At 67.8% G+C, this 23,940-nt stretch carries 21 protein-coding genes and 3 pseudogenes; 14 read left to right on the top strand and 10 right to left on the bottom strand.

Features of this window, described 5'->3' with window-relative positions; all coding sequences use genetic code 11:
- Positions 1–400 precede the first annotated feature (400 nt).
- The 6 genes from carD to ACT86A_RS19635 all read left to right on the top strand — a co-directional run bounded on the left by carD (position 401) and on the right by ACT86A_RS19635 (position 5,220).
- Entirely contained in the window at positions 401–889 is a 489-nt protein-coding gene (gene carD, locus ACT86A_RS19660) for an RNA polymerase-binding transcription factor CarD (RefSeq protein ID WP_043718617.1), read from the top strand.
- Positions 890–891: 2 nt separating this feature from the next.
- Positions 892–1,617 carry a 2-C-methyl-D-erythritol 4-phosphate cytidylyltransferase gene (gene ispD / locus ACT86A_RS19655; RefSeq protein WP_445093622.1) on the top strand — a complete coding sequence of 242 codons (726 nt, stop codon included), beginning with the start codon at positions 892–894 and terminating at the stop codon, positions 1,615–1,617.
- 2 nt (positions 1,618–1,619) lie between these two features.
- A complete protein-coding gene (gene ispF, locus ACT86A_RS19650; protein WP_445093680.1) occupies positions 1,620–2,087 on the top strand; it encodes a 2-C-methyl-D-erythritol 2,4-cyclodiphosphate synthase in 468 nt (155 codons plus the stop codon).
- A gap of 64 nt (positions 2,088–2,151) precedes the next feature.
- Complete coding sequence (gene cysS / locus ACT86A_RS19645; RefSeq protein WP_445093621.1) at positions 2,152–3,558, top strand: cysteine--tRNA ligase; 1,407 nt, start codon at positions 2,152–2,154, stop codon at positions 3,556–3,558.
- Positions 3,558–4,538: a 23S rRNA (guanosine(2251)-2'-O)-methyltransferase RlmB gene (gene rlmB, locus ACT86A_RS19640; RefSeq protein WP_445093620.1), complete on the top strand. Its 981-nt coding sequence runs from the start codon at positions 3,558–3,560 to the stop codon at positions 4,536–4,538. The genes cysS and rlmB overlap by 1 nt, the downstream gene beginning before the upstream one ends.
- A gap of 373 nt (positions 4,539–4,911) precedes the next feature.
- Positions 4,912–5,220: a DUF4190 domain-containing protein gene (locus tag ACT86A_RS19635; protein WP_445093619.1), complete on the top strand. Its 309-nt coding sequence runs from the start codon at positions 4,912–4,914 to the stop codon at positions 5,218–5,220.
- 265 nt (positions 5,221–5,485) lie between these two features.
- Here ACT86A_RS19635 and ACT86A_RS19630 read toward each other — a convergent pair whose 3' ends face one another.
- The 7 genes and pseudogenes from ACT86A_RS19630 to kstR all read right to left on the bottom strand — a co-directional run bounded on the left by ACT86A_RS19630 (position 5,486) and on the right by kstR (position 13,086).
- On the bottom strand, positions 5,486–6,295 hold the full coding sequence (locus ACT86A_RS19630; RefSeq protein WP_445093618.1) for an enoyl-CoA hydratase/isomerase family protein: 810 nt from the start codon (positions 6,293–6,295) through the stop codon (positions 5,486–5,488).
- Positions 6,296–6,348: 53 nt separating this feature from the next.
- Positions 6,349–6,480: pseudogene (locus tag ACT86A_RS19625) on the bottom strand (acyl-CoA dehydrogenase family protein); the annotation flags it as partial.
- A gap of 50 nt (positions 6,481–6,530) precedes the next feature.
- The gene (locus tag ACT86A_RS19620) at positions 6,531–7,400 is read right to left on the bottom strand and encodes a metal ABC transporter permease (protein ID WP_445093617.1); all 870 of its coding nucleotides are present in this window, start codon (positions 7,398–7,400) and stop codon (positions 6,531–6,533) included.
- Between the two features lie 179 nt (positions 7,401–7,579).
- Positions 7,580–8,380 (bottom strand): annotated as a pseudogene (locus tag ACT86A_RS19615) (metal ABC transporter ATP-binding protein); the annotation flags it as partial.
- Positions 8,381–8,555: 175 nt separating this feature from the next.
- Positions 8,556–9,380: a metal ABC transporter solute-binding protein, Zn/Mn family gene (locus ACT86A_RS19610; RefSeq protein WP_445093616.1), complete on the bottom strand. Its 825-nt coding sequence runs from the start codon at positions 9,378–9,380 to the stop codon at positions 8,556–8,558.
- A gap of 226 nt (positions 9,381–9,606) precedes the next feature.
- On the bottom strand, positions 9,607–12,180 hold the full coding sequence (otsB, locus tag ACT86A_RS19605) for a trehalose-phosphatase (RefSeq protein ID WP_445093615.1): 2,574 nt from the start codon (positions 12,178–12,180) through the stop codon (positions 9,607–9,609).
- Between the two features lie 255 nt (positions 12,181–12,435).
- Entirely contained in the window at positions 12,436–13,086 is a 651-nt protein-coding gene (gene kstR / locus ACT86A_RS19600) for a cholesterol catabolism transcriptional regulator KstR (protein ID WP_445093614.1), read from the bottom strand.
- Between the two features lie 144 nt (positions 13,087–13,230).
- Here kstR and ACT86A_RS19595 point away from each other — a divergent pair, with 144 nt between their 5' ends.
- The 6 genes from ACT86A_RS19595 to ACT86A_RS19570 are packed head-to-tail and all read left to right on the top strand — an operon-like array spanning position 13,231 to position 20,334.
- Positions 13,231–15,447, top strand: coding sequence for an acyl-CoA dehydrogenase family protein (locus ACT86A_RS19595; protein WP_445093613.1), 2,217 nt, complete (start codon positions 13,231–13,233; stop codon positions 15,445–15,447).
- 25 nt (positions 15,448–15,472) lie between these two features.
- Positions 15,473–16,537 (top strand): acyl-CoA dehydrogenase family protein, encoded by a 1,065-nt coding sequence (locus tag ACT86A_RS19590; RefSeq protein WP_445093612.1) that lies wholly within the window; start codon positions 15,473–15,475, stop codon positions 16,535–16,537.
- Complete coding sequence (locus ACT86A_RS19585) at positions 16,522–17,790, top strand: acyl-CoA dehydrogenase family protein (RefSeq protein ID WP_445093611.1); 1,269 nt, start codon at positions 16,522–16,524, stop codon at positions 17,788–17,790. Before ACT86A_RS19590 ends, ACT86A_RS19585 begins: the two co-directional genes overlap by 16 nt.
- A gap of 18 nt (positions 17,791–17,808) precedes the next feature.
- Positions 17,809–18,741 carry a bifunctional MaoC family dehydratase N-terminal/OB-fold nucleic acid binding domain-containing protein gene (locus ACT86A_RS19580; RefSeq protein WP_445093610.1) on the top strand — a complete coding sequence of 311 codons (933 nt, stop codon included), beginning with the start codon at positions 17,809–17,811 and terminating at the stop codon, positions 18,739–18,741.
- Positions 18,738–19,157 (top strand): MaoC family dehydratase, encoded by a 420-nt coding sequence (locus ACT86A_RS19575; protein ID WP_445093609.1) that lies wholly within the window; start codon positions 18,738–18,740, stop codon positions 19,155–19,157. The genes ACT86A_RS19580 and ACT86A_RS19575 overlap by 4 nt, the downstream gene beginning before the upstream one ends.
- Positions 19,150–20,334, top strand: a complete 1,185-nt coding sequence (locus tag ACT86A_RS19570) for a lipid-transfer protein (protein ID WP_445093608.1) — start codon at positions 19,150–19,152, stop codon at positions 20,332–20,334. The genes ACT86A_RS19575 and ACT86A_RS19570 overlap by 8 nt, the downstream gene beginning before the upstream one ends.
- Positions 20,335–20,414: 80 nt before the next feature.
- Here the strand turns inward: ACT86A_RS19570 and ACT86A_RS19565 are convergent, their stop codons facing one another.
- Both ACT86A_RS19565 and ACT86A_RS19560 read right to left on the bottom strand, forming a co-directional pair.
- Positions 20,415–20,933 (bottom strand): quercetin 2,3-dioxygenase, encoded by a 519-nt coding sequence (locus ACT86A_RS19565; RefSeq protein ID WP_445093607.1) that lies wholly within the window; start codon positions 20,931–20,933, stop codon positions 20,415–20,417.
- A 41-nt stretch (positions 20,934–20,974) separates the two neighbouring features.
- Positions 20,975–21,232, bottom strand: a pseudogene (locus ACT86A_RS19560) (hypothetical protein); the annotation flags it as partial.
- A 516-nt stretch (positions 21,233–21,748) separates the two neighbouring features.
- On the opposite strand from ACT86A_RS19560, the gene ACT86A_RS19555 reads away from it, so the two are divergent.
- Positions 21,749–22,186: an NUDIX hydrolase gene (locus tag ACT86A_RS19555; RefSeq protein WP_445093606.1), complete on the top strand. Its 438-nt coding sequence runs from the start codon at positions 21,749–21,751 to the stop codon at positions 22,184–22,186.
- A 13-nt stretch (positions 22,187–22,199) separates the two neighbouring features.
- On the opposite strand, the gene ACT86A_RS19550 is transcribed toward ACT86A_RS19555, so the two are convergent.
- A complete protein-coding gene (locus tag ACT86A_RS19550; RefSeq protein WP_445093605.1) occupies positions 22,200–22,778 on the bottom strand; it encodes a TetR/AcrR family transcriptional regulator in 579 nt (192 codons plus the stop codon).
- Positions 22,779–22,840: 62 nt separating this feature from the next.
- Here ACT86A_RS19550 and zapE point away from each other — a divergent pair, with 62 nt between their 5' ends.
- Positions 22,841–23,866 carry a cell division protein ZapE gene (zapE, locus tag ACT86A_RS19545; RefSeq protein ID WP_445093604.1) on the top strand — a complete coding sequence of 342 codons (1,026 nt, stop codon included), beginning with the start codon at positions 22,841–22,843 and terminating at the stop codon, positions 23,864–23,866.
- Positions 23,867–23,940: the final 74 nt, after the last annotated feature.

Genomic DNA, 23,940 nt, shown 5'->3' with positions numbered 1-23,940 from the left:
CGTAGTAACTAGGCAGCGTAGTAGTTCCCTTCGGAGGCCCGGGCGCGGGGCTGTGCTAACTTGCCCCGGACATCGCGCGAGCCGCTCCGGAACGCGGCGATGTCGGTCCAGCACGTGCGACACCCCGCGGGTGGGTAACAGTTCGGTCGAGCTTCGGAGGTTCTCTGAGGTTTTCGGAGGTTCTCGAGGTTCTCGGAGGTTGCGGAGAAGGTGCCAGGTCGCCGGTGGGACAGCGGGGCGACCGAGCCGGAAGCTAACCCGTTCTGGCACAACGTAATGCACACCGCGCGGCTTCTGTCAAGCCCCACGGTTGCCTCGTTGTGGCCCTGACCTGCACAGTTGATCGCGCCGTTATCGAGTCGCATGTTAAACTGTGAGCATCGAAAGGGGCACGGGACACATGATTTTTAAGGTCGGAGACACCGTCGTTTACCCCCACCACGGAGCGGCGCTGATCGAAGCAATCGAGACTCGCACCATCAAGGGTGAACAAAAAGAGTATCTGGTCCTGAAGGTCGCCCAAGGCGATCTGACTGTTCGGGTTCCCGCGGCGAACGCCGAATACGTCGGCGTGCGCGATGTCGTCGGCCAAGAGGGTCTCGATCGGGTCTTCCAGGTGCTGCGCGCGCCGCATACGGAGGAGCCGACCAACTGGTCTCGCCGCTACAAGGCCAATTTGGAGAAGCTGGCCTCTGGTGATGTGAACAAGGTGGCCGAGGTCGTCCGCGACCTGTGGCGCCGGGAGCAGGATCGCGGCCTGTCCGCAGGTGAGAAGCGCATGCTCGCCAAGGCTCGCCAGATCCTGGTCGGCGAACTCGCGCTGGCCGAAGGCACCGATGACGGCAAGGCCGAGACCCTGCTCGATGAGGTCCTCGCTGCGGCTTCCTGATCGTGGACACAACTGACAACGGTGCCCGTTCCAGCAGCGGGCCCGTCGTTGCTTTGGTGCCTGCCGCCGGTCGTGGCGTGCGCCTGGGTGAAGCGACCCCCAAGGCGTTCGTCACGGTCGGCGGCACACCCATGGTCCGGCTCGCTGTCGAAGGTCTGATCGCCTCCGGCGTGGTCGACCGGATCATTGTGATGGTTCCCACCGAGCTCGTCGACAGCGCCGTCGCTCTGCTGCCGCCCTCGGATGCGGTCCACGTGGTCGTCGGTGGCGCCGAACGGATCGACTCGGTGCGGGCGGGTATCGCCGCGGCGCCGGACGCGGGCTATTTCCTCGTACACGATGCCGCCCGAGCCCTTACCCCGCCCGAGCTGATCGCCCGCGTCGCCGCGCAGCTGCGCGCGGGGCGGTCCGCCGTGGTTCCCGGGCTCCCGGTCGCCGACACCATGAAGTCGGTGGATGCGGCAGGGGTGGTGACCGGCACTCCTGATCGCGCTCGACTGCGTGCCATCCAGACTCCGCAGGGTTTCGTGGCAGAACTGCTGCGCAGCGCCTACGCGACCGAAGGCAGCCGAGCCACCGATGACGCGGGACTGGTCGAGCGGCTCGGCGCCACGGTCACCACCATCCCCGGCGATCCGCTCGCTTTCAAGATCACTACTCCACTCGACCTCCTGCTCGCCAACGCGGTGCTGGACGGTGCGGGTATCGGCCGGGCGGTGGCGCCGTGAGCATGCGCGTCGGCATCGGCAGCGATGTCCATCCCATCGAGGCCGGTCGGCCCTGCTGGATGGCTGGTCTGCGGTTCGAGGGTGACGACGGCTGCGCGGGCCACTCCGACGGTGACGTCGCCGCGCACGCGCTGTGCGACGCACTGCTGTCCGCGGCGGGGCTGGGTGACGTCGGCGAGGTGTTCGGTACCGGACGCCCGGAGTGGGAAGGCGTCTCCGGGGCGGCGATGCTGAAGGAAGTGCGCAGGCTGCTCGGTGCCGCGGGCTTCGAAGTGGTCAACGCGGCGGTGCAGGTGATCGGCAATCGGCCCAGGATCGGGCCCCGGCGCGCCGAGGCCCAGCAGGTGCTCGGCGAGCTGCTTGGCGCTCCGGTTTCGGTGTCCGGCACCACCACCGATGGGCTGGGACTCACCGGCCGCGGCGAGGGCGTCGCCGCGGTCGCGACGGCCCTGCTGCAATCCTGTCGTTGATCCTGCTCCGGCGGACCAGAGCCGGTCCGTGAACGCCCTTATACACCAGCTAGGATCGACTGCCGTGACGCTGCGCCTCTTTGACACCGACACGCGGACCGTGCGCGAATTCGCGCCGTTGGTCCCTGGCCGTGCTTCGGTGTATCTCTGTGGCGCCACCGTGCAGGGTGAGCCGCACATCGGCCATGTGCGCAGCGGAGTCGCATTCGACGTCCTGCGCCGCTGGCTGCTCGCGCACGACTACGACGTCTGGTTCATCCGCAACGTCACCGATATCGAGGACAAGATCCTGGTCAAGGCCGCCGAGGCGGGCAGGCCGTGGTGGGAGTGGGCCGCCACGCACGAGCGCGCCTTCGACCGCGCCTACGAGCGGCTCGGGGTACTGCCGCCGTCCGTGGAGCCCCGCGCCACCGGCCACATCACCCAGATGGTCGAGATGATGCAGCGGTTGATCGACCGGGGTCACGCCTACGCCTCGGCGGGCAACGTCTACTTCGACGTGGTGAGCTACCCCGAGTACGGAAAGCTCTCCGGCCACAAGCTCGATGACGTGCACCAGGGCGAGAGCGCCGGCGAGGGCAAGCGCGACCCGCGCGACTTCACCCTGTGGAAGGCCGCCAAGCCCGGCGAGCCGACCTGGCCGTCACCGTGGGGGCCGGGCCGCCCCGGTTGGCATCTGGAGTGCTCCGCGATGGCCGGGTTCTACCTCGGCGGCGAGTTCGATATCCATTGCGGCGGTATGGATCTGGTGTTCCCGCACCATGAGAACGAGATCGCCCAGTCGAAGGCCGCCGGTGACGGCTTCGCCAGGTACTGGCTGCACAACGGCTGGGTGACCATGGGCGGGGAGAAGATGTCCAAGTCACTGGGCAACGTGCTCTCGGTGCCGAACGTGCTCAGGAAAGTTCGCCCCGTGGAGCTCCGGTTCTACCTGGGCAGCGCCCACTACCGCTCGATGCTGGAGTACTCGGACAAGGCTCTGTTCGACGCGGCGCAGTCCTATCAGCGCATCGAGGCGTTCGTGAACCGGGTGTTCGACCGAGCCGGGGAGATTCCGGTCGGAAAGTGGACCGACTCGTTCGCCGCCGCTCTCGATGATGATCTCGCGGTGCCGAAAGCACTGGCCGAGATCCACCGCGTGGTGCACGAAGGCAACAAGGCATTGGAAGCCGGCGCGATCGACTCGGCCGGTGACCTGGCCGGCCAGGTGCGGGCCATGCTCAGCGTCTTCGGCGTCGATCCGTTCGACCCGCACTGGTACGTGCCGAGCGATTCCTCGGCCGCGCTCGGTGCGCTCGACGTGCTGGTCGGCGCGGAACTCGATCGCCGCCAGCAGGCGCGCGCGGCGAAGGACTGGTCGGCCGCCGACTCCGTGCGTGATCGCCTGCAATCCGCGGGCATCGAGGTCACCGACACCGCCAACGGTCCAGAATGGGCGCTCGGCGCACCGCAATCCGGAAAGGCCAAGTGATGGCAGGCAACTCGCAGCGACGAGGTGCGATCCGCAAGTCCGGCAGCAAGAAGGGCGCGGTGGTCGGCTCCGGCGGCAAACGCAGGCGCGGGCTGGAGGGTCGCGGCGCGACGCCGCCCGCGGAGCAGCGGACCAAGCATCCCGCGGCCAAGCGGGCGGCCGCGAAAGCCAAGGCTGCCCAGGGCGGTCCGGCGGCACGCGGCGGTGCGACCGGCCGGCCGGGAGCACGCAGGACCGACGACGGTCCGGAGTTGGTGCTCGGGCGCAATCCGGTCGTGGAGTGTCTGCGCGCGGGAGTGCCCGCGACGGCGTTGTACGTCGCGGTCGGTACGGAGAACGACGACAGGCTGACCGAGAGCGTGCACCTCGCCGCCGACGCGGGCATCGCCATCCTCGAAGTGCCGCGCACCGATCTGGATCGGTTGAGCGCCAACGGTTTGCACCAAGGCGTCGCGTTGCAAGTGCCACCGTACCGCTACGCGCATCCGGACGATCTGCTCGACCGGGCTCGCGACTCGGCGAGCCCGGCGCTGCTCGTCGCGCTGGACAATATCTCCGACCCACGCAACCTCGGCGCCGTGATCCGTTCGGTGGCGGCCTTCGGCGGCCATGGCGTGCTGATTCCGCAGCGGCGCAGCGCGAGTGTCACGGCGGTGGCCTGGCGCACCAGCGCCGGCGCGGCGGCTCGCCTGCAAGTCGCGCGCGCGACGAATCTGACTCGTACGCTGAAGGATTGGGCCGCGCGGGGCATTCAGATCGTCGGGCTGGATGCGGACGGCGATACTACTCTGGACGAGTTCGACGGCCGTGAGCCCACCGTGATCGTGGTCGGTTCGGAGGGCAAGGGCCTGTCCCGCCTGGTCCGGGAGAACTGCGACTCGATCCTTTCCATCCCCATGGCCGGTCCGGTCGAGTCACTCAATGCCTCGGTTGCCGCCGGTGTGGTGCTCTCCGAAGTAGCCCGGCAGCGCCGCATGTGAGCGTGGAATTCTCGCAGCCGGGCAGCGCGCTTCGAACCGAGCGTGTTCGGCTCGAGGCGCGGTACTGCTCGATTCCGATAGCCCCGCGCATTCGGCAGGGCCGGGGAAACGGTCAGTGCCGTAACCGGCGGCATGTGCTGACCGATCCGACGCCGCATCCGTCGGCCGACGGATGCGGTGGACGCTTACAGCTGATTGGTTCGCGCTCGAATGAGGCTGCGCGACAACTGATTTCGTGAGCACACGGGGCAAATCGCCGGGGTAGGAGCGGAACTCGCATGACACGCAACGTAGGACCTGAACGCGAATCACGCACTATCTGATCGGTACGGCTTGAAGACGCGCAGCGGCGAACTAGCCTAGTATTCGGCTGGTGGTGATACCCAATCAGCCCATCGGTCAGCCGGTCGAACATCCGAACGCGTCGGCGGTGTTGTTCCTCGGCGCGGCAAGTCTGCTCTGCTGCGGCGTGCTGGGGCCGGTGGCATGGGCACTGGGTCGCAAGGCGCTCAACGATATCGAGGCTTCGCACGATGTGGCCGCGCATACCGGCGGCACGGTCCAGCCGTACGGCGGTCGCACTCAGGTCCTGGTCGGTTATGTCCTCGGCGTCATCGGCACCGTTCTGATGATCATCTTCGCGCTGCTGTTCGTGCTCATCTCGCTGCGCGGTAACGCTTAGCGGCGAAGCCGGATGAAGTTCGTCGCCAGCCCTACAGCGGGGTCGAGCGGGAGGTGAGTTCGGCGCGCGAGCGTGGCGTCCGGCGTAGTCCGTCATCAGCCGGTGGCGGGTCGAACGGAGGCGGAAAGGGCGCCGGTCGGTCCATCGGCAGCCGGGCCGGCGGAGGCTGAGGTAGCCCCCGGAAAGGCGAGTCCGCCGAAGACCGGGGTAGCCGGAGAAGGCGGCCGGATGTAGCCGTGCTGGGGGGCGAAGGCGAGGTAGCCGCCTAGTCCAGGCTGGGCCGTTCGTGTTCACCGGTTGCGTCCCAGGCGGGCCATTCCGTGCTGACACTGCCGGACCAGCTGGGCTGGCGGCGGTCTCGGAACGCGGCCATGGCTTCACCACCGTCGACGCTCTTGGCGGCGTGCTGGTTGAGCTCGGTTTCCAGCTGACCGACCATGGTCGGGTTCATCCTGAGCCCCTCCCATAGCAGCCGCTTGGATAGCGCCACCGGTAGCGGGGCCGAGCCATTGGCTATGTCGTGCGCGACGGCTAGCGCGGTAGGTAGCACCTCGCTGCCGGGCAAAGAGTTGTTGGCCAGGCCCATCGCCTTCGCTTCGTCGCCGTCGAAGGTGCGTCCGGTCAGCATGATGTCGGCGGCATTGGCCATGCCGATCAGGCGGGGCAGCGTCCAGTGGGCGTAGCCGTCGGCCAGGACACCACGGCGGACCTGGTTGAGTCCATAGACCGCGTCGCGCGCCATATACCGCAGGTCGCACTGCAGGGCGAGGGCCAGACCGATGCCGACCGCGTGTCCGTTCACCGCCGCGATCACGGGTTTGCGCACCCGCCACGGGGGCGGATCGATCGTCGCGCTGACCTCGCCGACCCGGCTGGATAGGTCCGCGCCCGCGCAGAACGCGGGCGGGGTTCCGGTGACGACGACGGCACGGATGGCGTCTTCCACATCGCAGCGCTGCAGCGCGGCACCCAGTTCGGCGGCCATCGTGGGGGTGAAGGCGTTCTGCTGAGCAGGCCGGTTGAGCGTGAGCACGGCGACGCCCTTGGTGACGTCGACGTGCAGTTCCGAACTCATGCCACAGGATGTTAGCCGACCGGGGCAGCCGGTCCCAGGTCGGAAAACCTCTGCTATCCGCACCGGACCTGCCACCCGATCGCACATATGCGCGGACCGTCGCGCAGCCGGAAGGCCCGCATGCCCCGGAAGATCATCTGGACCACGGCAGCGTCGCTGATGCCGATTCGGCCGAGCACCCGCACGCCGGTCGGCGATCGAACTCTCGCGCCGCGCTGATCGAGGATGCGGTGTGTCAGCGGGCGCGCGCGAGTTTGCGGTTGCGGGTGGCGAGTACGCGGCAGCCGAGGTAGATCGAGAACGAGATCGTGGTGACAAACGTCGATACCGGGACGCCCGGAGCCAGCGACAGCAGGATGCCGCCGACCGCGGCGGTCTCGGCGAACACCACGGCGAGTACGGTGGCCCGCAGCGGATTCGCGGTGAGCTGGGCCGCGGCGGCGGCCGGTGTGATCAGCAGCGCGAGCACCAGCAATGCCCCGACGATCTGCACGCCGAATGCCGCCGTAACACCGAGCAGCACGGCGAACACAATGGACAGCGCCCGTACCGGGACACCACGTGCCACGGCCACCTCCGGATCGGAGCTGGCGAACAGCAGCGGCCGGTAGACGAACGCGAGCACCGCGAGCACTCCCGCCGTGCAGACGGCGAGCAGCCCGAGACCATTGTTGCCGACGCTGACCACCTGGCCGGTCAGCAGCGAAAACTTCGAGCCGGCCCGGTCCGGTCCGAGCCACAAGAACAGCACCGACAGACCGAGCCCGAACGAGAGCACCACCGCGATCACCGAGTCGCGCTCGCGCGCACGGGTGCCCAGCAGACCGAAGAGCACCGCCGCGACCACGGATCCGGCGATGGCGCCGAGGCCGACTCCGACACCGGCCAGCAGCGCCGCCGCGGCGCCGGTCAGCGACAGCTCGCTGGTGCCATGGACGGCGAAGGACATCTGCCTGCTGATGATGAGCGGACCGATCACCCCGGACAGCAACCCGAGCAGCGCCGCGGCCAGCAACGCCTGCTGGACGAAGCCGTAGGACAGTAGGTGCGCGGTGGTGCCGAAGTCCAGCATCTTGGTGAGGACGCCGGAAAGCTTGTCGATCACGGACGAACTCCGCTCGAATCCGGGTGTGCGGCCGGCAGGGCGGCATTGCTGCTGCCGATGAGGTCGGCGCCACCATTGGCGGAAACAGACTCGGCGTCACCTGAGGTCGCCGGGGCGGTGGCGCCGGCGGACGAGGGCGGTGTGGTTGTCGCCGCTGACGTTCGCTGGACTTCGGACACACTGTGTGCGAACCCGTCGCCCGCCGCACCGTGGCAGTGTCCGCCCGCGGAGCCGAGCGCGTCCATGGTGTCGCCGGTGCCGACGACCACCAGACGCCCGCGCACCCGCAGGACGTCCACCTCGGTGCGGTACAGCTCGGACAGGACCGCCGAGGTCATCACCTCGTCCGGTGTTCCGATCCGGAATTGCCCGTCGACCAGGTACAACACCCGATCCACCAGCGGCAGGATCGGATTGATCTCGTGCGTCACGAACAGCACGGCGGTGTCGTGGGTTCGCCGCCGCCGATCGATCAGTTCGGCGACCAGTCGTTGATTGGCCAGGTCCAGGCTCAGCAGCGGCTCGTCGCACAACAGCACCTTGGGATCGCCGACCAGCGCCTGCGCCACCCGCAGCCGCTGCTGCTCGCCGCCGGACATGGATTCCAGTGGCGCGTAAGCGAAGTGCTCCGCGCCGACGTCGGCGATCGCCGCCGCTACCCGGTGCTTGCGTTCGGCGCGGGATCGCAGGCCGAGCCCCCACCGGTGTCCGTCGACGCCCAGACCGACGAGGTCCACCCCGCGCAGCTGCACCCCGGCGTCGATCGTCTTCTGTTGCGGCACATAGCCGATGTCGGGGTTGCCGGTGCGTGCGGGGGAGCCGGCGATCCGTGCCGTACCCGCACTGAGCTGGAGCTGGCCGAGCAACACCTTCAACAGAGAGGTCTTGCCCGATCCGTTCGGCCCCAGAACGGCGACGAACTCACCCGGCGCAATGGTGAGATCCAGTCCCTGCCAGAGGGGTCGGTCGCCGAAGGACATTCGGGCCGCTTGCAGCAGCACGGCGGCTGAGCCGTTCGCGCGGCCCGGTCGGTACCGGTCCGACTGGTCGCTGTGCTCGGCCGGTGCGGCTACCCGGCTGATAACGCCCCCTCGCCCGCGCTCGGCGTCGTCACGAGCATGAGCTGCTGTGTCTATTGTTCGCTCGGTCATCTGCTCAGCCCAATGCGGAGGCCAGCGCCTGCGCGTTCTTCGTTTGCCACTGAATGTAATCCGCTCCGGCGGGCAGGGTTTCGGTCACTTCGACCACGGCGATGCCCGCGGCTTGCGCGGTGGCGCGCAGGTCGTTGGTGATCTTGTCCTGGGTCTGCGTGTTGTAGATCAGCGCGCGCACCCGCTTACCGGCGAGCAGGTCCTTGGTCGCCGCGACGGCTGCCGGCGCCGGGTCGGTCTCCTGCTCGATGGCCTCCTGGAACTCGTGCGGGGTGCGGTCCTCGGCCCCGGCGGCGACCAGCAGGTAGTGCGCCAGCGGTTCGGTCTGTAGTACCGGCGTTTTCGGGTGCTGGGCGGCGAGCGCGGCGGTGATCGCGGTGACCGCCGCGAGTCGGTCCTTGAACGTTTTCGCGCGTTCGGCGTACGCCGCGGCTTTGTCCGGTTCCAGTTCGCCGAGCTGGGTCGCGATCCCGTCGGCCACCACCCCGACGGTGCGCACGTCGTACCAGACGTGCTCGTTCTCGTCGCTCTTGTCGACCCGGGAGGCGAACGCGTCCACGGTGCGCTTGTTCGTGCCCGCCAGCGCTTTCTCGGCGAACCGGTCGTAACCTCCGCCGTTGTAGATCACCAGGTCGGCGTCGCTGAGCTGGGCCGACTCCACGGCCGAGGTCTCATGCGAGTGCGGGTCGGCGGACGGGTCGGTGATCAGCGATCGGACGGTTGCGTCCGGGCCGGCGATCGCGGTGGCGATATCGCCCCAGACGTCGGTGGAGGCGACGACGATCGGCCGGTCCGGGACGCTCGCGGTACCGCAAGCGGCGAGCGTCATGGCTGAGACGACCCCCACGGCGAGGCCTGCGCATGTCATGGCGAATCGGGTGTTCACGTGGGGGTACTCCTGACAGTCCAGCAGATCATAATGGTAATCGTTACCGATTAACCTTAGCAAAGCAGGTCAAATCGCCGAATGAAGTTCCAAAGGCGAAGGGCCCGTGAACGATTCCTCGTTCGCGGGCCCTTGGGCCTGCGTGCGGTCAGGCCAGCCTTGCGCGCGGTCAGACCAGCGCGGCCTCCACGGGCTGTCCGAGCAGCTGCGCGCACCGCAGCAGGCCGAGGTGGCTGTAGGCCTGCGGGTGGTTGCCGAGCGAGCGTTCGGCAACCGGGTCGTACTCCTCGCTGAGCAGTCCGGTCGGGCCGGCGACGTCGACCAGCTGGGCGAACAGCGCCTCGGCGTCGGAGCGTTTCCCGATCAGCAGGTACGCCTCGACCAGCCAGGCCGCGCAGAGGTGGAACCCGCCCTCGCCGCCGGGTAGGCCGTCGTCGTGGTGGTAGCGGTACACGGTCGAACCGCTGCGCAGCTCGGCTTCGGTCGCCACGACGGTCGCGGCGAACCGCGGGTCGGACGGATCGATCAGGCCGCTGAGCCCGATGTGCAGGGTCGCCGCGTCCAGGTCGGTGCCGTCGTAGGCCGCGGTGTAGGACTGCACCTCGTCGTTCCAGCCCTTGGCCTTCACCTCGTCGGCGATGGTGTCGCGCAGCACCGCCCAGTCCGGGTCGGCCTTGCGGTCGAACTTCTGCGCCAGGGTCAGTGCGCGGTCGATGGTCAGCCAGCCCATCACCTTCGAATACACGTGGTGGCGAGGGTTGCCGCGGATCTCCCAGATGCCATGGTCGGGCTCCTGCCAGCGCCGCTGCACCGCGGAGACCATGGCGCACACCAGCTCCCAATCGGCGTCCGGCAGCACGCCCGCCGGATCGGTGACGCCGCGCAGCTCCCTGGCGTGCGCGAGGGTCGCGATGAGATCGACGATCGGACCGAACACGTCCAGCTGCACCTGCATGTTCGCCGCGTTGCCGACGCGCACGGGGCGGGAGCCCGCGTAGCCGGGGAGCTGGTCGATCGACGCCTCCGGCGGCAGTGTCTCGCCGTAGAGCGTGTACAGCGGGTGCAGGCGCTCGGGACCGGGGATCGTCTCCAGCACCCGGTGCACCCACCCGAGGTAATCCTCTGCCTCGGCGAGCGAGCCGAGCGACACCAGCGCCGACGCGGTCAGCGCCGCGTCGCGCAGCCAGCAGTAGCGGTAGTCCCAGTTGCGCACGCCGCCGATGTCCTCCGGCAGCGAGGTGGTGGCCGCCGCGAGGATCGAGCCGGACGGTGCGTGCACCAGACCGCGCAGGGTGAGCGCGGAGCGCTTCATCAGGTCCGGCTTCAGTGGGGGGAGGGTGAGCTGTGCGGCCCATTCCGACCAGTAGCGCTCCGCCTCCCGTCGCCGCTCGGCCTCACTGGTCTGGGCGGGTTCGAGATCGGGTGTGCCGCAGCGCAATTCGAGCACGATCGGACCGCGAGACGGGTCGACCACGGCCCGCGCGGACTCATGCGTCCCGTCGGTGACGATCTCCCACCGCACGCCGGGGGAACGCAGCACGATCGGATCGTTGGTGCCGTACACCCGCAGGCCGCCCTCCTGCGCTTCCAGGTTCACCGGAACCTGGCCGAACTCCGGCCGCGGGGCGAACGTGACCACCGCTTTCGCATGGCCGGTGATCACCCTGGTCAGATCCGTGCGGGTGGGCGCGGCGTCGTGTGGCAGGTAGTCCACCACTTGCAAACTGGCCCACCGGGTTTCGACGGTCATCGTGCCGTCGACATAGCGCTGCGAGAGCGGAAGCCCGGGCCGCTCCGGCCCGATGGTGAAGTGACCGCCCTGCGGGCCGCCGAGCAGGTGCGCGAATACCGCGGCCGAATCCGGTTCCGGGTGGCAGAACCAGGTCACCGTGGCGTCCGGGGTGAGCAGTGCGACCGAGCGCGGGCTGGCCAGCATGGTCAGCCGCTCGATGCGCGGCGCGCTCGCGCCGGCCAGCCAGGTACGCCGCTCCTCCAGCAGGAAGGCGAGCGCCCAGGAAACGGCCTCGGTGCTGTCCACCCGGAATTTGGCCAGGCTCTCGCCCTCGCCGACCTTGATGCCGACGTCCGGACCCGACAGCACCCGGAACGCTTTCTCGTCCGTGACGTCGTCACCGAAGAACACCGCGGCCGAAGCGCCCGCCTGGTGTCGCACGGTGTCCAGCGCGGTGCCTTTGTCGGTCTGCACCACGGCCAGTTCGATGACGGCCTTGCCCTCGGTGACCTGCACGCCGAACCAGCACGCGGGGCCGAGCCGGACCTGCGACAGGGCGCGATGCCCGATCTCGGGGCTCGCGTTACGCACGTGCAGCGCCACACTGGCCGGTTTGATCTCGACCGTGACGCCGGGATTGTCCGCGGCGATCTGATTCATCGCGGTCTGCAACTCTTGGAGCAGATGCTTGGCGTTGCTGTCGATCGCGTGCACGAAGCCCACGTCGAATTCCGAGCCGTGGCTGCCGATCAGTTGCACTTCGACCGGCAGGCGCGACAGCGCCGCGAGATCTCGCAGCGCGCGCCCCGAGATCACGGCGGCGGTGGTACCGGTGAGGCCGGCGAGTGCCCGTAACGCACTCACCGATTCCCGATGGGGGAAGGCTTTGGCCGGGTCGGACACGATGGGCGCGAGTGTCCCGTCGTAGTCCGATGCGACCAGAAGCCGTGGCACGCGCGCGACCGTCGACAGTGCACGGCGAAGTTCCAGTGGCAGATCCTGTGCGCTCACGCATCCAACCTAGTGATCGGAGGATTTTTTCAGGGGGCGGCCAAAACAATACTGGGTTGAATTTGTGGCACAGAAGAGCGCCGCTGCACCTGCGCACGATAACGCGCATGTCGACCCTGCGGCCGAGGGGTCCGCCCAGCTTGCGGCTATGGGATCGGAGCCGGTGCGCTCAGTCGCAGTACAGGAGCGATTCGCGCGCGGCGCAGCGGCCGGGCGTTGAATTCGCTGAAGATGCGCTGACGTTGCCTGCTTCCTTTACTGGTTGCGTTCGCCGAGCAGGAGGTCGACGGTCAGTTCCAGGCGCTCGGTGACGTCGGTCGCGGAGGCGCGCCGGGTCAGCCAAGCGACCAGATTGGACAACCACACATCGCTGATCACCCGCGCGATGGCCAGTTGCCGTTCGGTGGGCTCGCCGTCGTTCATGGCGCGCGCGAACACTCGGTCCATCACCTTGCCGACCCGGTCCACCTCGGCGGCGGCCGAAGCGTCGGCGAACATGAAGGCGCGCGTCATGGCCTCGGTGAGCAGCGGGTCGCGCTGCATCATCCGGGTGATCTGGGTCAGCAGCCGGTGCATGCGCTCCTGGGGCGTCTGTCCGGCGAGCGGCTTGCGTCTGCCTTCGATCTGCTCGAATTCGCGCGACAGCGCGGAGACCAGCAGGTGCACCTTCGAGGGGAAATACCGGTACAGGGTGCCGACCGCGACGTCGGCGCGCTCGGCCACCGCGCGCATCTGGACGGCGTCGTAACCGCCTTTGGAGGCCAGGGCCAAGGTCGCGTCCAGAATCCGCTTGCGCCGATCGCGCTGCGCCGCCGAGCTCAGTTCGTCCTCACTGAGCGTCGTGACCGTGGCGGCGGGTAGTGCCGCGCCCGGGTCGGCCGGCTGTGCACGGGACGGACTGGCCATCGCTGAAAGTCCTCTCCGGGAACGTCGTTTCGTCGGCCGCGGGTGCGGCCGGCCGCGACGGAGATGGTCTCTTGACTTCCGCCCGGCTAGGATATTAGAACATGTTCTAGGTGTGGGAGTCACGCCGGAGAGGCGGTATGGACTGTGACCATCGCCACCACTGACGAGCATAAAGCCGTTCAGGAGTCGATCTGCGGCTGGGCGGCGACGGTCGGTCCGATTGCAACAATGCGGACCGGCTCGGCCGACTTCTGGCGCGCCTACTGGCCCGCGCTCGCCGAACTCGGAATCTTCCGGGCCGCGGTGGACCAGGACGCGGGTGGCGCCGGTGGTTCGGTCACCGACCTCGCCGTTCTGCTGGAGCAGGCGGCGCACGATCTGGTCGGCGGCCCTGTGCTCACCACGGCGTTGGCCAATCTGATCACCGCGGGAAACCTCGCCGAAGACCTGCCCTGCGGTGTCGCGCTCGGCTTCGTCGTCGGCTCGACGGTGCGCGTACCCGCCGCGCGCGAGATGTTGTTGCTGACAGGTACCTGGGATTCCGTGCTCGGCGCCGCGCCGGGCACCGCCGTGCTGCTCCCGGTGGAACTCCCGCACGGCCGGCGCTGGTGCCTGGTCCCGCCCGACGCCGACGGTCTTCGGCTGGAACCACTCGCGCCGCTGGACCTGAGCACGCCCCTGGCGCGGGTGCAGTGCACGGGCCTGCGCGTGCCCGCCGAGCGGGTGTTCGTCGCGCCGCACCCGGCCGAAGGTCTGCTCGTCGCGCTGGTCGCCGCCGAACTGGCCGGTCTCGCCGGGTGGTGCTTGGAGACCGCGGTCGAATACGCCAAGGTGCGCGAGCAGTTCGGCCGCAAGATCGGATCGTTCCAGGCGGTCAAGCACATCTGTGCCTGGATGCTGTGCCGCACCGAGCTCATCCGCGCGGTCGCGGGTGATACCGCGGCGGCCGTGGACGAGGGCGGCGCGGAACTGCCGGTCGCCGCCGCCATCGCGGCGGCGATCGCGTTGGACGCGGCGGTCGACACCGCCAAGGACTGTATCCAGGTGCTCGGTGGGATCGGCTTCACCTGGGAACACGACGCGCACCTGTATCTGCGCAGGGCGGTGGCGCTGCGCCAGCTGCTCGGCGGCTCGGCGCGCTGGCGGGCCCGGGTCACCGAGCTGACCCGCCATGGCTCGCGGCGCACCACCGGCGCCGACCGGCTCGGCGCGGACACTTTTCGCGGCATGCGCGCGGCCCTCGGTGGTCACGCTCCGCTAGCGCCTGCGGCCCCGACCGCTGACGCTGCGGGTGTAACCGCCGACAACGTTCCCGAATTGGCCGCGAAGATCGTGCGGATCGCGGCGCTGCCCGCCGATCAGCAGCGCCAGGCGCTGGTGCGGGCGGGGTTGGTCATGCCGCACTGGCCGCCGCCCTACGGACGCGGTGCCGATCCCATGACTGGGCTGATGATCTCCGCGGAACTGCGCCGCGCCGGGCTCGCCGCACCGGACCTGGCTATCGGTGGCTGGGCCATCCCCACCCTGCTGCGACACGGCACACCGGAGCAGATCGACCGGTTCGCCTGGCCGACCCTGTACGGCGAGGTTGTCTGGTGCCAGTTGTTCAGTGAACCGGAGGCGGGTTCGGACCTGGCCGCGCTGCGCACCACCGCGAAAAAGGTGGCTGGCGGTTGGGTGCTGCGCGGGCAAAAGGTGTGGACTTCGCTGGGTGACGAAGCGAATTGGGGAATTTGTTTGGCTCGCACCGATCCGGACGCGCCGAAGCACCGCGGAATCACTTATTTCCTGGTCGACATGCACAGCAGCGGGCTGGATATCCGCCCGCTGGTGCAGATCACCAGGGAAGCGCGATTCAGTGCGATTTTTCTCGACGATGTATTCGTACCGGACGACTGTGTAGTCGGCGCGGTGCACAACGGCTGGAAAATCGCCCGCTCGACGTTGTCGACCGAGCGGGTCGCGATGGGCGGCAACGGCATCGGGCCGATACTCGAGGAAATGATCGCGAAAGCGCCCGCAACGGGTCCGGGCGCGGAGCTGGTGAACGACCGGCTCGGCCGATTCGTCGCAGAGGCGACCGCCGGGCTTTTACTCGAGCAACGCGCCACGCTGAACGTGCTGGTCGGCGCGGACGCGGGTGCGCAGAGTAGCGTACGGAAGTTGGTCGGGGTGCGCCACCGCCAAGCGGTCGCGGAATTCGCTGTCGAGATGGCAGGGCCCATCGGTGCGCAGGATGTCGATGTGGTGAAGGAATTCCTGCTCACGCGTTGTCTGTCGATTGCTGGTGGAACCGAGCAGATTCTGCTCACCGTGGCCGGTGAGCGGATTCTGGGGCTGCCTCGTGACGCGGATAACTAGTCATCGAGACAACTGGGAGAAAAGCGTGGATTTCACCAGGGACGAGGGCCAAGACGCGGTGGCCGAAGTCGTCGTGAGCTTGATGGAGCACGAACCCGCACGCGATATGGAGTTGTGGCCGAGACTGGTCGACTCCGGCCTGCTCGCCGTTCCGCTACCGCAGCGCCACGGCGGCGACGGTATGGGTTTGCTCGAGGTGGCCGTGCTGCTCACCGAGCTGGCCACCGACGCTGTCGCCGTGCCCGCCCTGCCTACGCTCGGCTTCGGTGTGCTGCCCCTGGTGGCTTCCGCGCCCGAGAGCGTCCAGGCGCAGGTACTGCCCGAGGTCGCCAAAGGCACCGTGCTCACGGCGGCGCTGAACGAACCGGCGGCGCCGTTCATCGACAAGCCGGAGACCATCGCGGTCACCAGCGGCAAGACGGTGCGCGTCACGGGATGCAAGATCGCCGTGCCCTACGCGGAACAGGCGCGCTGGCTGCTGGTGCCGACCAATGCCGGTATCGCGCTGATCGACGCGGATGCCGAGGGGCTCACCATGACGCCGACGCCGGTCTCCGGGGGCGTTCCGGAGTGCACCGTTTTGCTGGACCAGGTGGAGATTCCCGCCGCCCAGCTGTGGCCGACCGGGCTGGGCGAGCTGCACCGGCTGGCGCTCGCCTCGATCGGTTCGGTGGCCGACGGGTTGCTCAAGGGTGCGATCATCCTGACCGCCGAGCATCTGCGTACCCGCAACCAGTTCGGCAGGCCGCTGGCGCAGTTCCAGGCGGTGGCCCAGCAGATCGCCGACCTGTACATCATCTCGCGCACCCTGCACGTCGCCGCGGCGTCGGCGAACTGGGCTCTTGCCCAGGTTGATTCGACCCAGCAGCACCGCGAGCGCACCGACGACGATCTGGAGATCCTGGCCTACACCGTGGCCGCGGAACTGCCCACGGCCATGCAGAAGTGTCATCACCTGCACGGCGGCCTCGGCGTGGACATCACCCACCCGATGCATCGCTACTACTCGCAGGCCAAGGACATCGCCCGCTGGCTCGGCGGGGCGTCGTTCCGGCTCGATCGCCTGGGGACGCGATGTTCATCGACTTGACCGCCGAGCAGCACCGGTTGCGGGACGAATTGCGTACCTATTTCGCCGATCTCGTGACTCCCGAGCAGGCGGCCGAGATGGCGGTGAACAGGCACGGCGACGCGTACCGCGCGGTGGTGCGAAAGATGGGGCGCGACGGCTGGCTCGGCGTCGGTTGGCCGAAGGAATACGGTGGTCAAGGCTTTGGGCCGGTCGAGCAGCAGATCTTCGTCAACGAGGCGGTCCGGGCCGATGTCCCGCTTCCCCTGGTGACGTTGCTGACGGTCGGTCCGACGTTGCAGCAGTTCGGCACCGAAGCACAGAAGCAGCGGTTTCTGCCCGGAATCCGCACCGGTGACATCCATTTCGCGATCGGCTACTCCGAGCCGGAGGCCGGCACCGACCTGGCGTCGCTGCGCACCGCCGCGGTGCGTGACGCCGAGTCCGGGGACTGGATCGTCAACGGGCAGAAGGTCTTCACCACCGGCGCCCATGAGGCGGACTACGTGTGGCTGGCCTGCCGCACCGGCTCGCCCGAATCGCGCCACCGCGGCATCAGCATCCTGATCGCCGCCACCAGCGACCCCGGCTACTCGTGGACCCCGATCCTCACCTGCGACGGCGCCCACCACACGAACACGACCTACTTCGACAATGTGCGGGTGCCGGCGAACATGCTGGTCGGCGCGGAGAACGAAGGCTGGACGCTGATCACGACGCAGCTCAACCACGAGCGGGTGAGCCTGGGTCCGTCCGGCAAGATCGAGCAACTCTACGACCGATTGCGCGACTGGGCGCAGTCGCACGGCGTGCTCGGCGAGCTGGACGTGCGGCGCTCGCTCGGGCGCATACACGCCATGGTCCGGCTGAACGAACTGCTGAACTGGCAGGTCGCCGCTGCATCTGATGGGCGGACCCCCGCGTGGTCACGCTCCGCTGCCGCCTCCGAGCCCGTCGCTCCCGCCGCTGGGTCTGATGGGCGGCGTCCGCGGGGCCCTCGCTCTGCTACCGATGGTGACCAGGCGCAGGTGATCGCGGACGCCTCGGCGACCAAGATCTTCTCCACCGAATCGCTGCAGCAGGCGGGCCGGCTCGCCGAGGAGGTCCTCGGCCGCTACGGCGACCCAGCCGAGCCGGCGACCGCGGCATTGTCCACCTGGCTCGATCGCAGGACCAAGCAGAACCTCGTCGTGACCTTCGGCGGCGGCGTCAACGAAGTGCTGCGCGAGTTGGTCGCCTCGTCCGGCCTGCGGTTGCCGCGAGTCCCCAGATAGTCAGCGAAGGAGTCGCGCGTGCCGGAAACCAGCCCTGCGGAAGCGATCATCGCCGCAGCCGAGAGCATCCGGGCCGCGGGCGAGTGCGCGCCCCGTTTCGGGCGTGATCCGGTGAACCAACCGATGATCAACAATTGGGTCGAGGCACTGGGGGACACCAACCCTATTTACGTCGACGAGGCGGCGGCTCGCGCCGCGGGACATCCCGGCATCGTCGCCCCGCCCGCCATGGCACAAGTGTGGACCATGTTCGGGCTCAACGGTTCCCGGCCTGCCGACGATCCGATGGGCGCGGCCACCGAACTGCTCGACGCCGCGGGCTACACATCCGTCGTCGCGACCGACTGTCAGCAGACCTACCATCGCTATCTCAATGTCGGCGAACAGGTTTCGGTCTCCAGCAGGCTTTCCGATATCCGCGGCCCGAAGCGAACCGCGCTGGGCGAGGGGTGGTTCGTCACCTTCCGGACCATCTGGCGCGTCGGTGACGAGGTGGTCGCCGAGATGCTGTTGCGGCTGCTGAAATTCGCGCCCGGCGCCGCGACACCGAAACCCGCGGGCGAGCGGGTCAAGCCGCTGGTTTCGTCCGATACCGAATTCTTCTGGCTGGGAACAAAAGTCGGCGAGTTGCGCATTCAGCGGCTGCCGGACGGATCGCTGCGGCATCCGCCCATCCCGGCCATCTGGCAGGACAAGGCGAAGCCGACCGAGTACGTGGTCGCGTCCGGGCGCGGCACCGTGTTCAGTTACGTCGTGCATCACGCGCCGGAGGTGCCGGGGCGGCAGGTGCCGTTCGTGGTCGCGCTGGTCGAACTGGATGAGGGCGTGCGCATGCTCGGGGAACTGCGCGGTATCGACCCCGCCGACGTCCGGGTGGGCCTGCCGGTCGAGGTGGGCTTCGAGAAGCTGGACGACGAGGCGACGCTACCGATCTGGCAGGCCGTCTCGTGAATACCGCGAGGCAACCGCAGGCCGTCCGGGTCGGCACCGTGCTGCCCGAACTGGTGATCACCGCCGATCCGACGTTCGTGATCAGCACCGCCCTGGCCACCCGGGATTTCCAGGACGTCCACCACGACCGGGACAAGGCCGTCGCCCGCGGCTCCAAGGACATCTTCGTCAACATCCTCACCGACACCGGCCTCGTGCAACGCTTCGTCACCGACTGGGCCGGTCCCCGCGCGATCGTGAAATCGCTCGCGTTGCGCCTGGGCGTGCCGCTGTACGCGGGGGACACGTTGACCCTCACCGGTACGGTCACCGCGCTGGAAGACGACGACATTCACGTCGACGTGGTCGGCAAGGACAGCCTGGGTGATCACATCACGGCGACGGCGGTCATCGCGTTGCGGAGGGTTGATGACTGAGCAGGGCATTGCCGGCCGCGCGGCCATCGTCGGCATCGGCGCCACCGACTTCTCCAAGGACTCCGGGCGCAGCGAACTGCGGTTGGCCGCCGAGGCGGTCACCGCCGCGCTGGCCGACGCGGGACTGACCACGGCCGATGTGGACGGCCTGACCACCTTCACCATGGACACCAATACTCAAGCCGCGGTGGCCAGGGCGGTCGGGATTGCGCGACTGACCTTCTTCAGTCACATCGGCTACGGCGGCGGCGCTGCCTGCGCCACCATTCAGCAGGCCGCGATGGCGGTGGCGACCGGTGTAGCCGACGTGGTGGTTGCCTATCGCGCGTTCAACGAGCGTTCGGTGTCGCGGTTCGGGCAGTTCGCCACGGCGCTGGCCGGCACGCCCACCTCGTCGGGGATCGACGCGGGCTGGTCCTATCCGCAGGGGCTGGGCACACCGGCTGCGCAGGTGGCGATGGTCGCTCGCCGCTACATGCACGTCTACGGGGCCACCAGCGCGGATTTCGGCCGCGTCGCGGTAGCCGACCGCAAGCACGCCGCGGTGAATCCGGCCGCGTTCTTCTACGGCAAGCCGATCACGCTGGCGGACCACCAGAATTCCCGCTGGATCGCCGAGCCGCTGCACCTGCTGGACTGCTGTCAGGAGTCCGACGGCGGGGTCGCGATCGTGGTTACCAGCGTCGAGCGCGCCCGCGACCTGCCGCAGCGGCCCGCCGTGATCGCCGCGGCAGCCCAAGGTTGCGGCACCGACCAGTACGTGATGACCAGCTATTACCGCGACGCCATGACCGGTCTGCCGGAGATGGGCTTGGTCGGCGACCAGTTGTGGGAGCAGAGCGGGCTGCGTCCCGAGGACATGCAGGCCGCCATCCTCTACGACCACTTCACCCCGTTCGTCCTGATGCAGCTGGAGGAACTCGGCTTCTGCGCCCGCGGCGAAGCGAAGGACTTCATCGCCGACGGCGCCATCGAGATCGGCGGACGCCTGCCGCTGAATACCCACGGCGGACAACTCGGCGAGGCCTACATCCACGGCATGAACGGCATCGCCGAAGCCGTCCGGCAGATCCGGGGCACTTCGGTCAACCCGGTCGAGAACCTGGAGAACATCCTGGTCACCGCCGGCACCGGTGTGCCGACCTCTGGCCTTGTCCTGTCCGCCGACTCCACATAATCGAGCCCTCGCCTGTCGCGGCGGTGCCGGCGGCGCTGCAGGTCACGCGACCAGCTCGGCCGCTACCCGGAAAGGCTCCGTCATGCCCCAGGGAGTGTCCCGGGCGGTCCAAGCAGAGTGATATGCCGCTTTGCGGCGGCGGTTTGCATCCGTTCTTCGAGGTTCGGAAAGGAGGAGAGGTCTTTAGGTGCTAAAGTCCTGCGCTCTGCTGGGACCGACATCTCGATGACAAATTTTTCGAAACCGGCGGGAGCGAGGATTGTGATCCACCTCGCTTCCTGGTCGGGTGACACCTGGAAGGTATGTGGGACGTGACGCGGCAGGAGGATGAAGTCACCTGGGTGCAGGGTCGCCGTGAAGTCGGCTGCCCAGAAAGTCACTGAGCCTTCCAGGATGAAGAAGCACTCATCTTCATCATCGTGCTCGTGAAGGGGCGGTTGGCCATTGGGCTTGGTGTGAGTATGGAAGAGCGTGAACCGGCCCTCTGTCTGCTCACCAGTTGCGATGATCTCGGTGAGATCACCGAAAAACCACCGACTGTCACGTTCCTCCGCACGCACCACGAGTCGCCGGTCAGTCGATGGTTCACTGTTTGCCATATTTATCTCCATTACTTGTGTGCCGGAAGAAGATTGAACATTTAGCCGGGGCTACGGCATTCTCGTTGAGCAGCCTGTGAACTGCAGATTTCCGGTGTGAGTAGATGCGCGCCGCGGGTTAGGTAGAACGCTGTGGCCCGGCATGCCTCGGCGACGTCGGTGGCCCCGCCGAGCCGGTGCAGGTTCACCGCCGCGTTCCGCAGCGCCGCCATGACCTGCCGGGTGGTCCCGGTCCTCACGGCGGACCTGTCCTGGTCGAAAGTCACATCACGGATATGGTGGATGGAATTCTCGATTCCCCTCTCGGCTAGTGCGGATGCACACGGTGAAAAGAATGCAGTCGGGTTTTATGCAACGCATTGCCTGTCCCATGGTCAAGCGGGCGTTTCGCGGCGCGAAACAGGTCGGCCACCCGGGTCTCCAGCAGAGCGGTGCTGCGTTCCTCAAAGGTCATGTATCTTGTTGCTGGTCTTGATGGTTCGGATGTGGTCGAGGTGGGTTCTGCCGAAGGTTCTGGTTGCGGTCCCGCAGGTTGCGTTGGAGGAAAGGAAGATTCGCAAGCTGGCGGGGTTTGTCATGCGCCCGGTGATTGGTTCGATGGCGTCGACCGCGGTCGTGGACGACGAGCAAGGACCCGTACTTCGTCCCAAAAGAACCCACATCGTTGGTCTCTACACGCAGCCACCCGCCAGGCTACCGCCGCCCTCAACGCCCGCGCACGACCCTGGATCTGGGGACGCCCCGCACCAAAACCCCGCACCCTACGCCGCCGCTTTATCTACCACCTTTGAGGAACGCAGCATTAGGTTGAGGCGGTGGTGGATCGGCATCTGGTGGACGTGCATGTCCTGTTGCTGCGCGGCGCGGACGTGTTGCTGAGCAGGAGGCGCAGCTCGGACGAGTTCGACGGCCTGTGGCATCTGCCCGCGGGGAAGCTCGACGCGGGAGAATCGGCGATCGCCGCCGCGGCTCGGGAGGCGTACGAGGAGCTCGGCGTCGGTATCGACCCCGCCGACCTGCGGCACATCCACACCGCGCATGTCGTCGCACCCGGCCGCGAACCACGCATCGGTCTGTTCTTCGAAACCCGCCGCTGGTCCGGTGAGCCGGTGAACCGCGAGCCCGACAAATCCTATGAGCTCCGCTGGTTCTCCCGCACCGACCTGCCGGAAGCCCTCATTCCCTATTCGAGGGCCGGCATCCAGGGCTATCTGACCGGAATCGCCTACAGCCAGCGCGGCTGGCCCCGGTGAGTCGGACCACGGCTCAGACGGTCAAATGCGGGAGGAGCAGCCGGGTGAGCTGGTCGATGCTGGCCGGTGTGTTCGCCGGGAGTCCGGTGCGGTTGCCCGCGAAGCGATCGAAGACCCCGCCTTCGATGACAGCCACCAAGTCGTCGGCGCGGGCGCCGGGATCGGCAGCTCCCATGGCGCGGAACAGGTCTGTGGCGCGCTCGGTGGAGAAGAGGCAGCGCGCGAGTCCGGCGTGCAGGTCGCGGTCGTCCAGCAGGTCGATGAGCAGGGCGTGGCGGGCGATCAGCTGATCGCGCCGATCGGCCAGTAGCCGGTCGAGCCGGCCGGCGATAGCCGCGGCGACCGATTCGGGCGTGGGCGTGCCGGTCGGCGTGAGCGCAGCGGCGGTGAATTCGTCCCGGGAGCGACTGGTGATCCGCTCCACGATGGCCTCGATGAGCGCGCGTTTGGTGCGGAAGTAGTACGAGGCCGATCCCGCGGGCAGTTCCAGCGCGCTGTCGAGTGCTCGGTGCGTGAGCGCCCGCAGACCCCGGGTCGCGATCAGCGCTATGGCTGTGTCGATGAGGAGTACGCGCCGGTCGCTTGTGGACATGATCACCTTTCCTGGTCACCGTTCGGACCTGCCTCTACAAATGTAGAGGAAGAGGAGGTGTCATGAAAACCGATGTGATCCAGTGGGACTGCGACCAGGCTCGGGCGGCGGCGCGGTTGCGGGAGCTGCTCGATCAGCGCGGCAAACCGATCCGGTGTCGTCGCGGCGTCTACCTGCACGGTGGGCCGGGCCGTGGCAAGACCATGCTGATGAACCGGTTCTTCGCCGAGGTGAATTCGGAACGTAAGCGGCGCTACCACTTTCACCAGTTCTTCGCCCGCTTGCACGTCGCGGTGCGGGAATCCGGCTCGATCGACGCCGCGCTGGCCGCGCTGCTCGGCGATGCTCGGCTGATCTGCTTCGACGAATTCCACGCCCACGACATCGGCGACGCGATGCTGATCGCGCGGCTGTTGGACGCGCTGTTCGCCCATCGTGTCGTCTTGGTGGTGACGTCGAATTACGCGCCGCATGAGCTACTGTCCAATCCGTTGTTTCACGACCGGTTCGTGCCGTCGATCGAACGAATTCTGGCGCGCATGGATGTGGTGTCGGTCGACGGCCCGGTCGACTATCGTATGCTGAACTCCCGCACGCATTCCCGGACAGGATTCGCGGCCGGACGATACATCGTGGCTCCGGGGCGATACACGTCGTGCGGTGCCGAAGCCGCGCTTTTTCGCGGCGCTGAAGACGCCGACGGGGGACAACCGGTCAATGGCTCGGCCGTCGAGATAGTTATCGGTGCGCGCAGATTTCGCGCTATTGCCGCTGATGGGGTGCTTGCCGTAGATTTCGCCGACTTGTGTGGCGCCCCGACATCCGCGGCTGATTATATTGAACTTGCGCAACGCTTTCAGCGGTGGGAAATCCGAGATGTTCCGCTGCTGAGCGAAGTTCCGCCGGACCATGTGATGCGGTTCGTGAACGTGATCGATGTTCTGTATGACGCCGATTGTGAACTCATGTTGGTAGCGCCCGTGCCGGTTGGCGAGCTCGTCCGAGACGTGCGGGGAGTACCGGATATCGCGCGTTTGCAGAGCCGGCTTTGTGCATTGTCCCGATCCGGGCCCGCCGTGACTCGGTAGCCGCCGTTCCAGGGTCGAGCCGCGATGCCATCATTACCGGCGCCGTTGGTGGCCCGTCCTTATCGTGGCGCTGT

It is taken from the genome of Nocardia glycosmidis (genome assembly GCF_052545115.1).
This window is presented reverse-complemented; position numbering and strand designations above follow the sequence as displayed.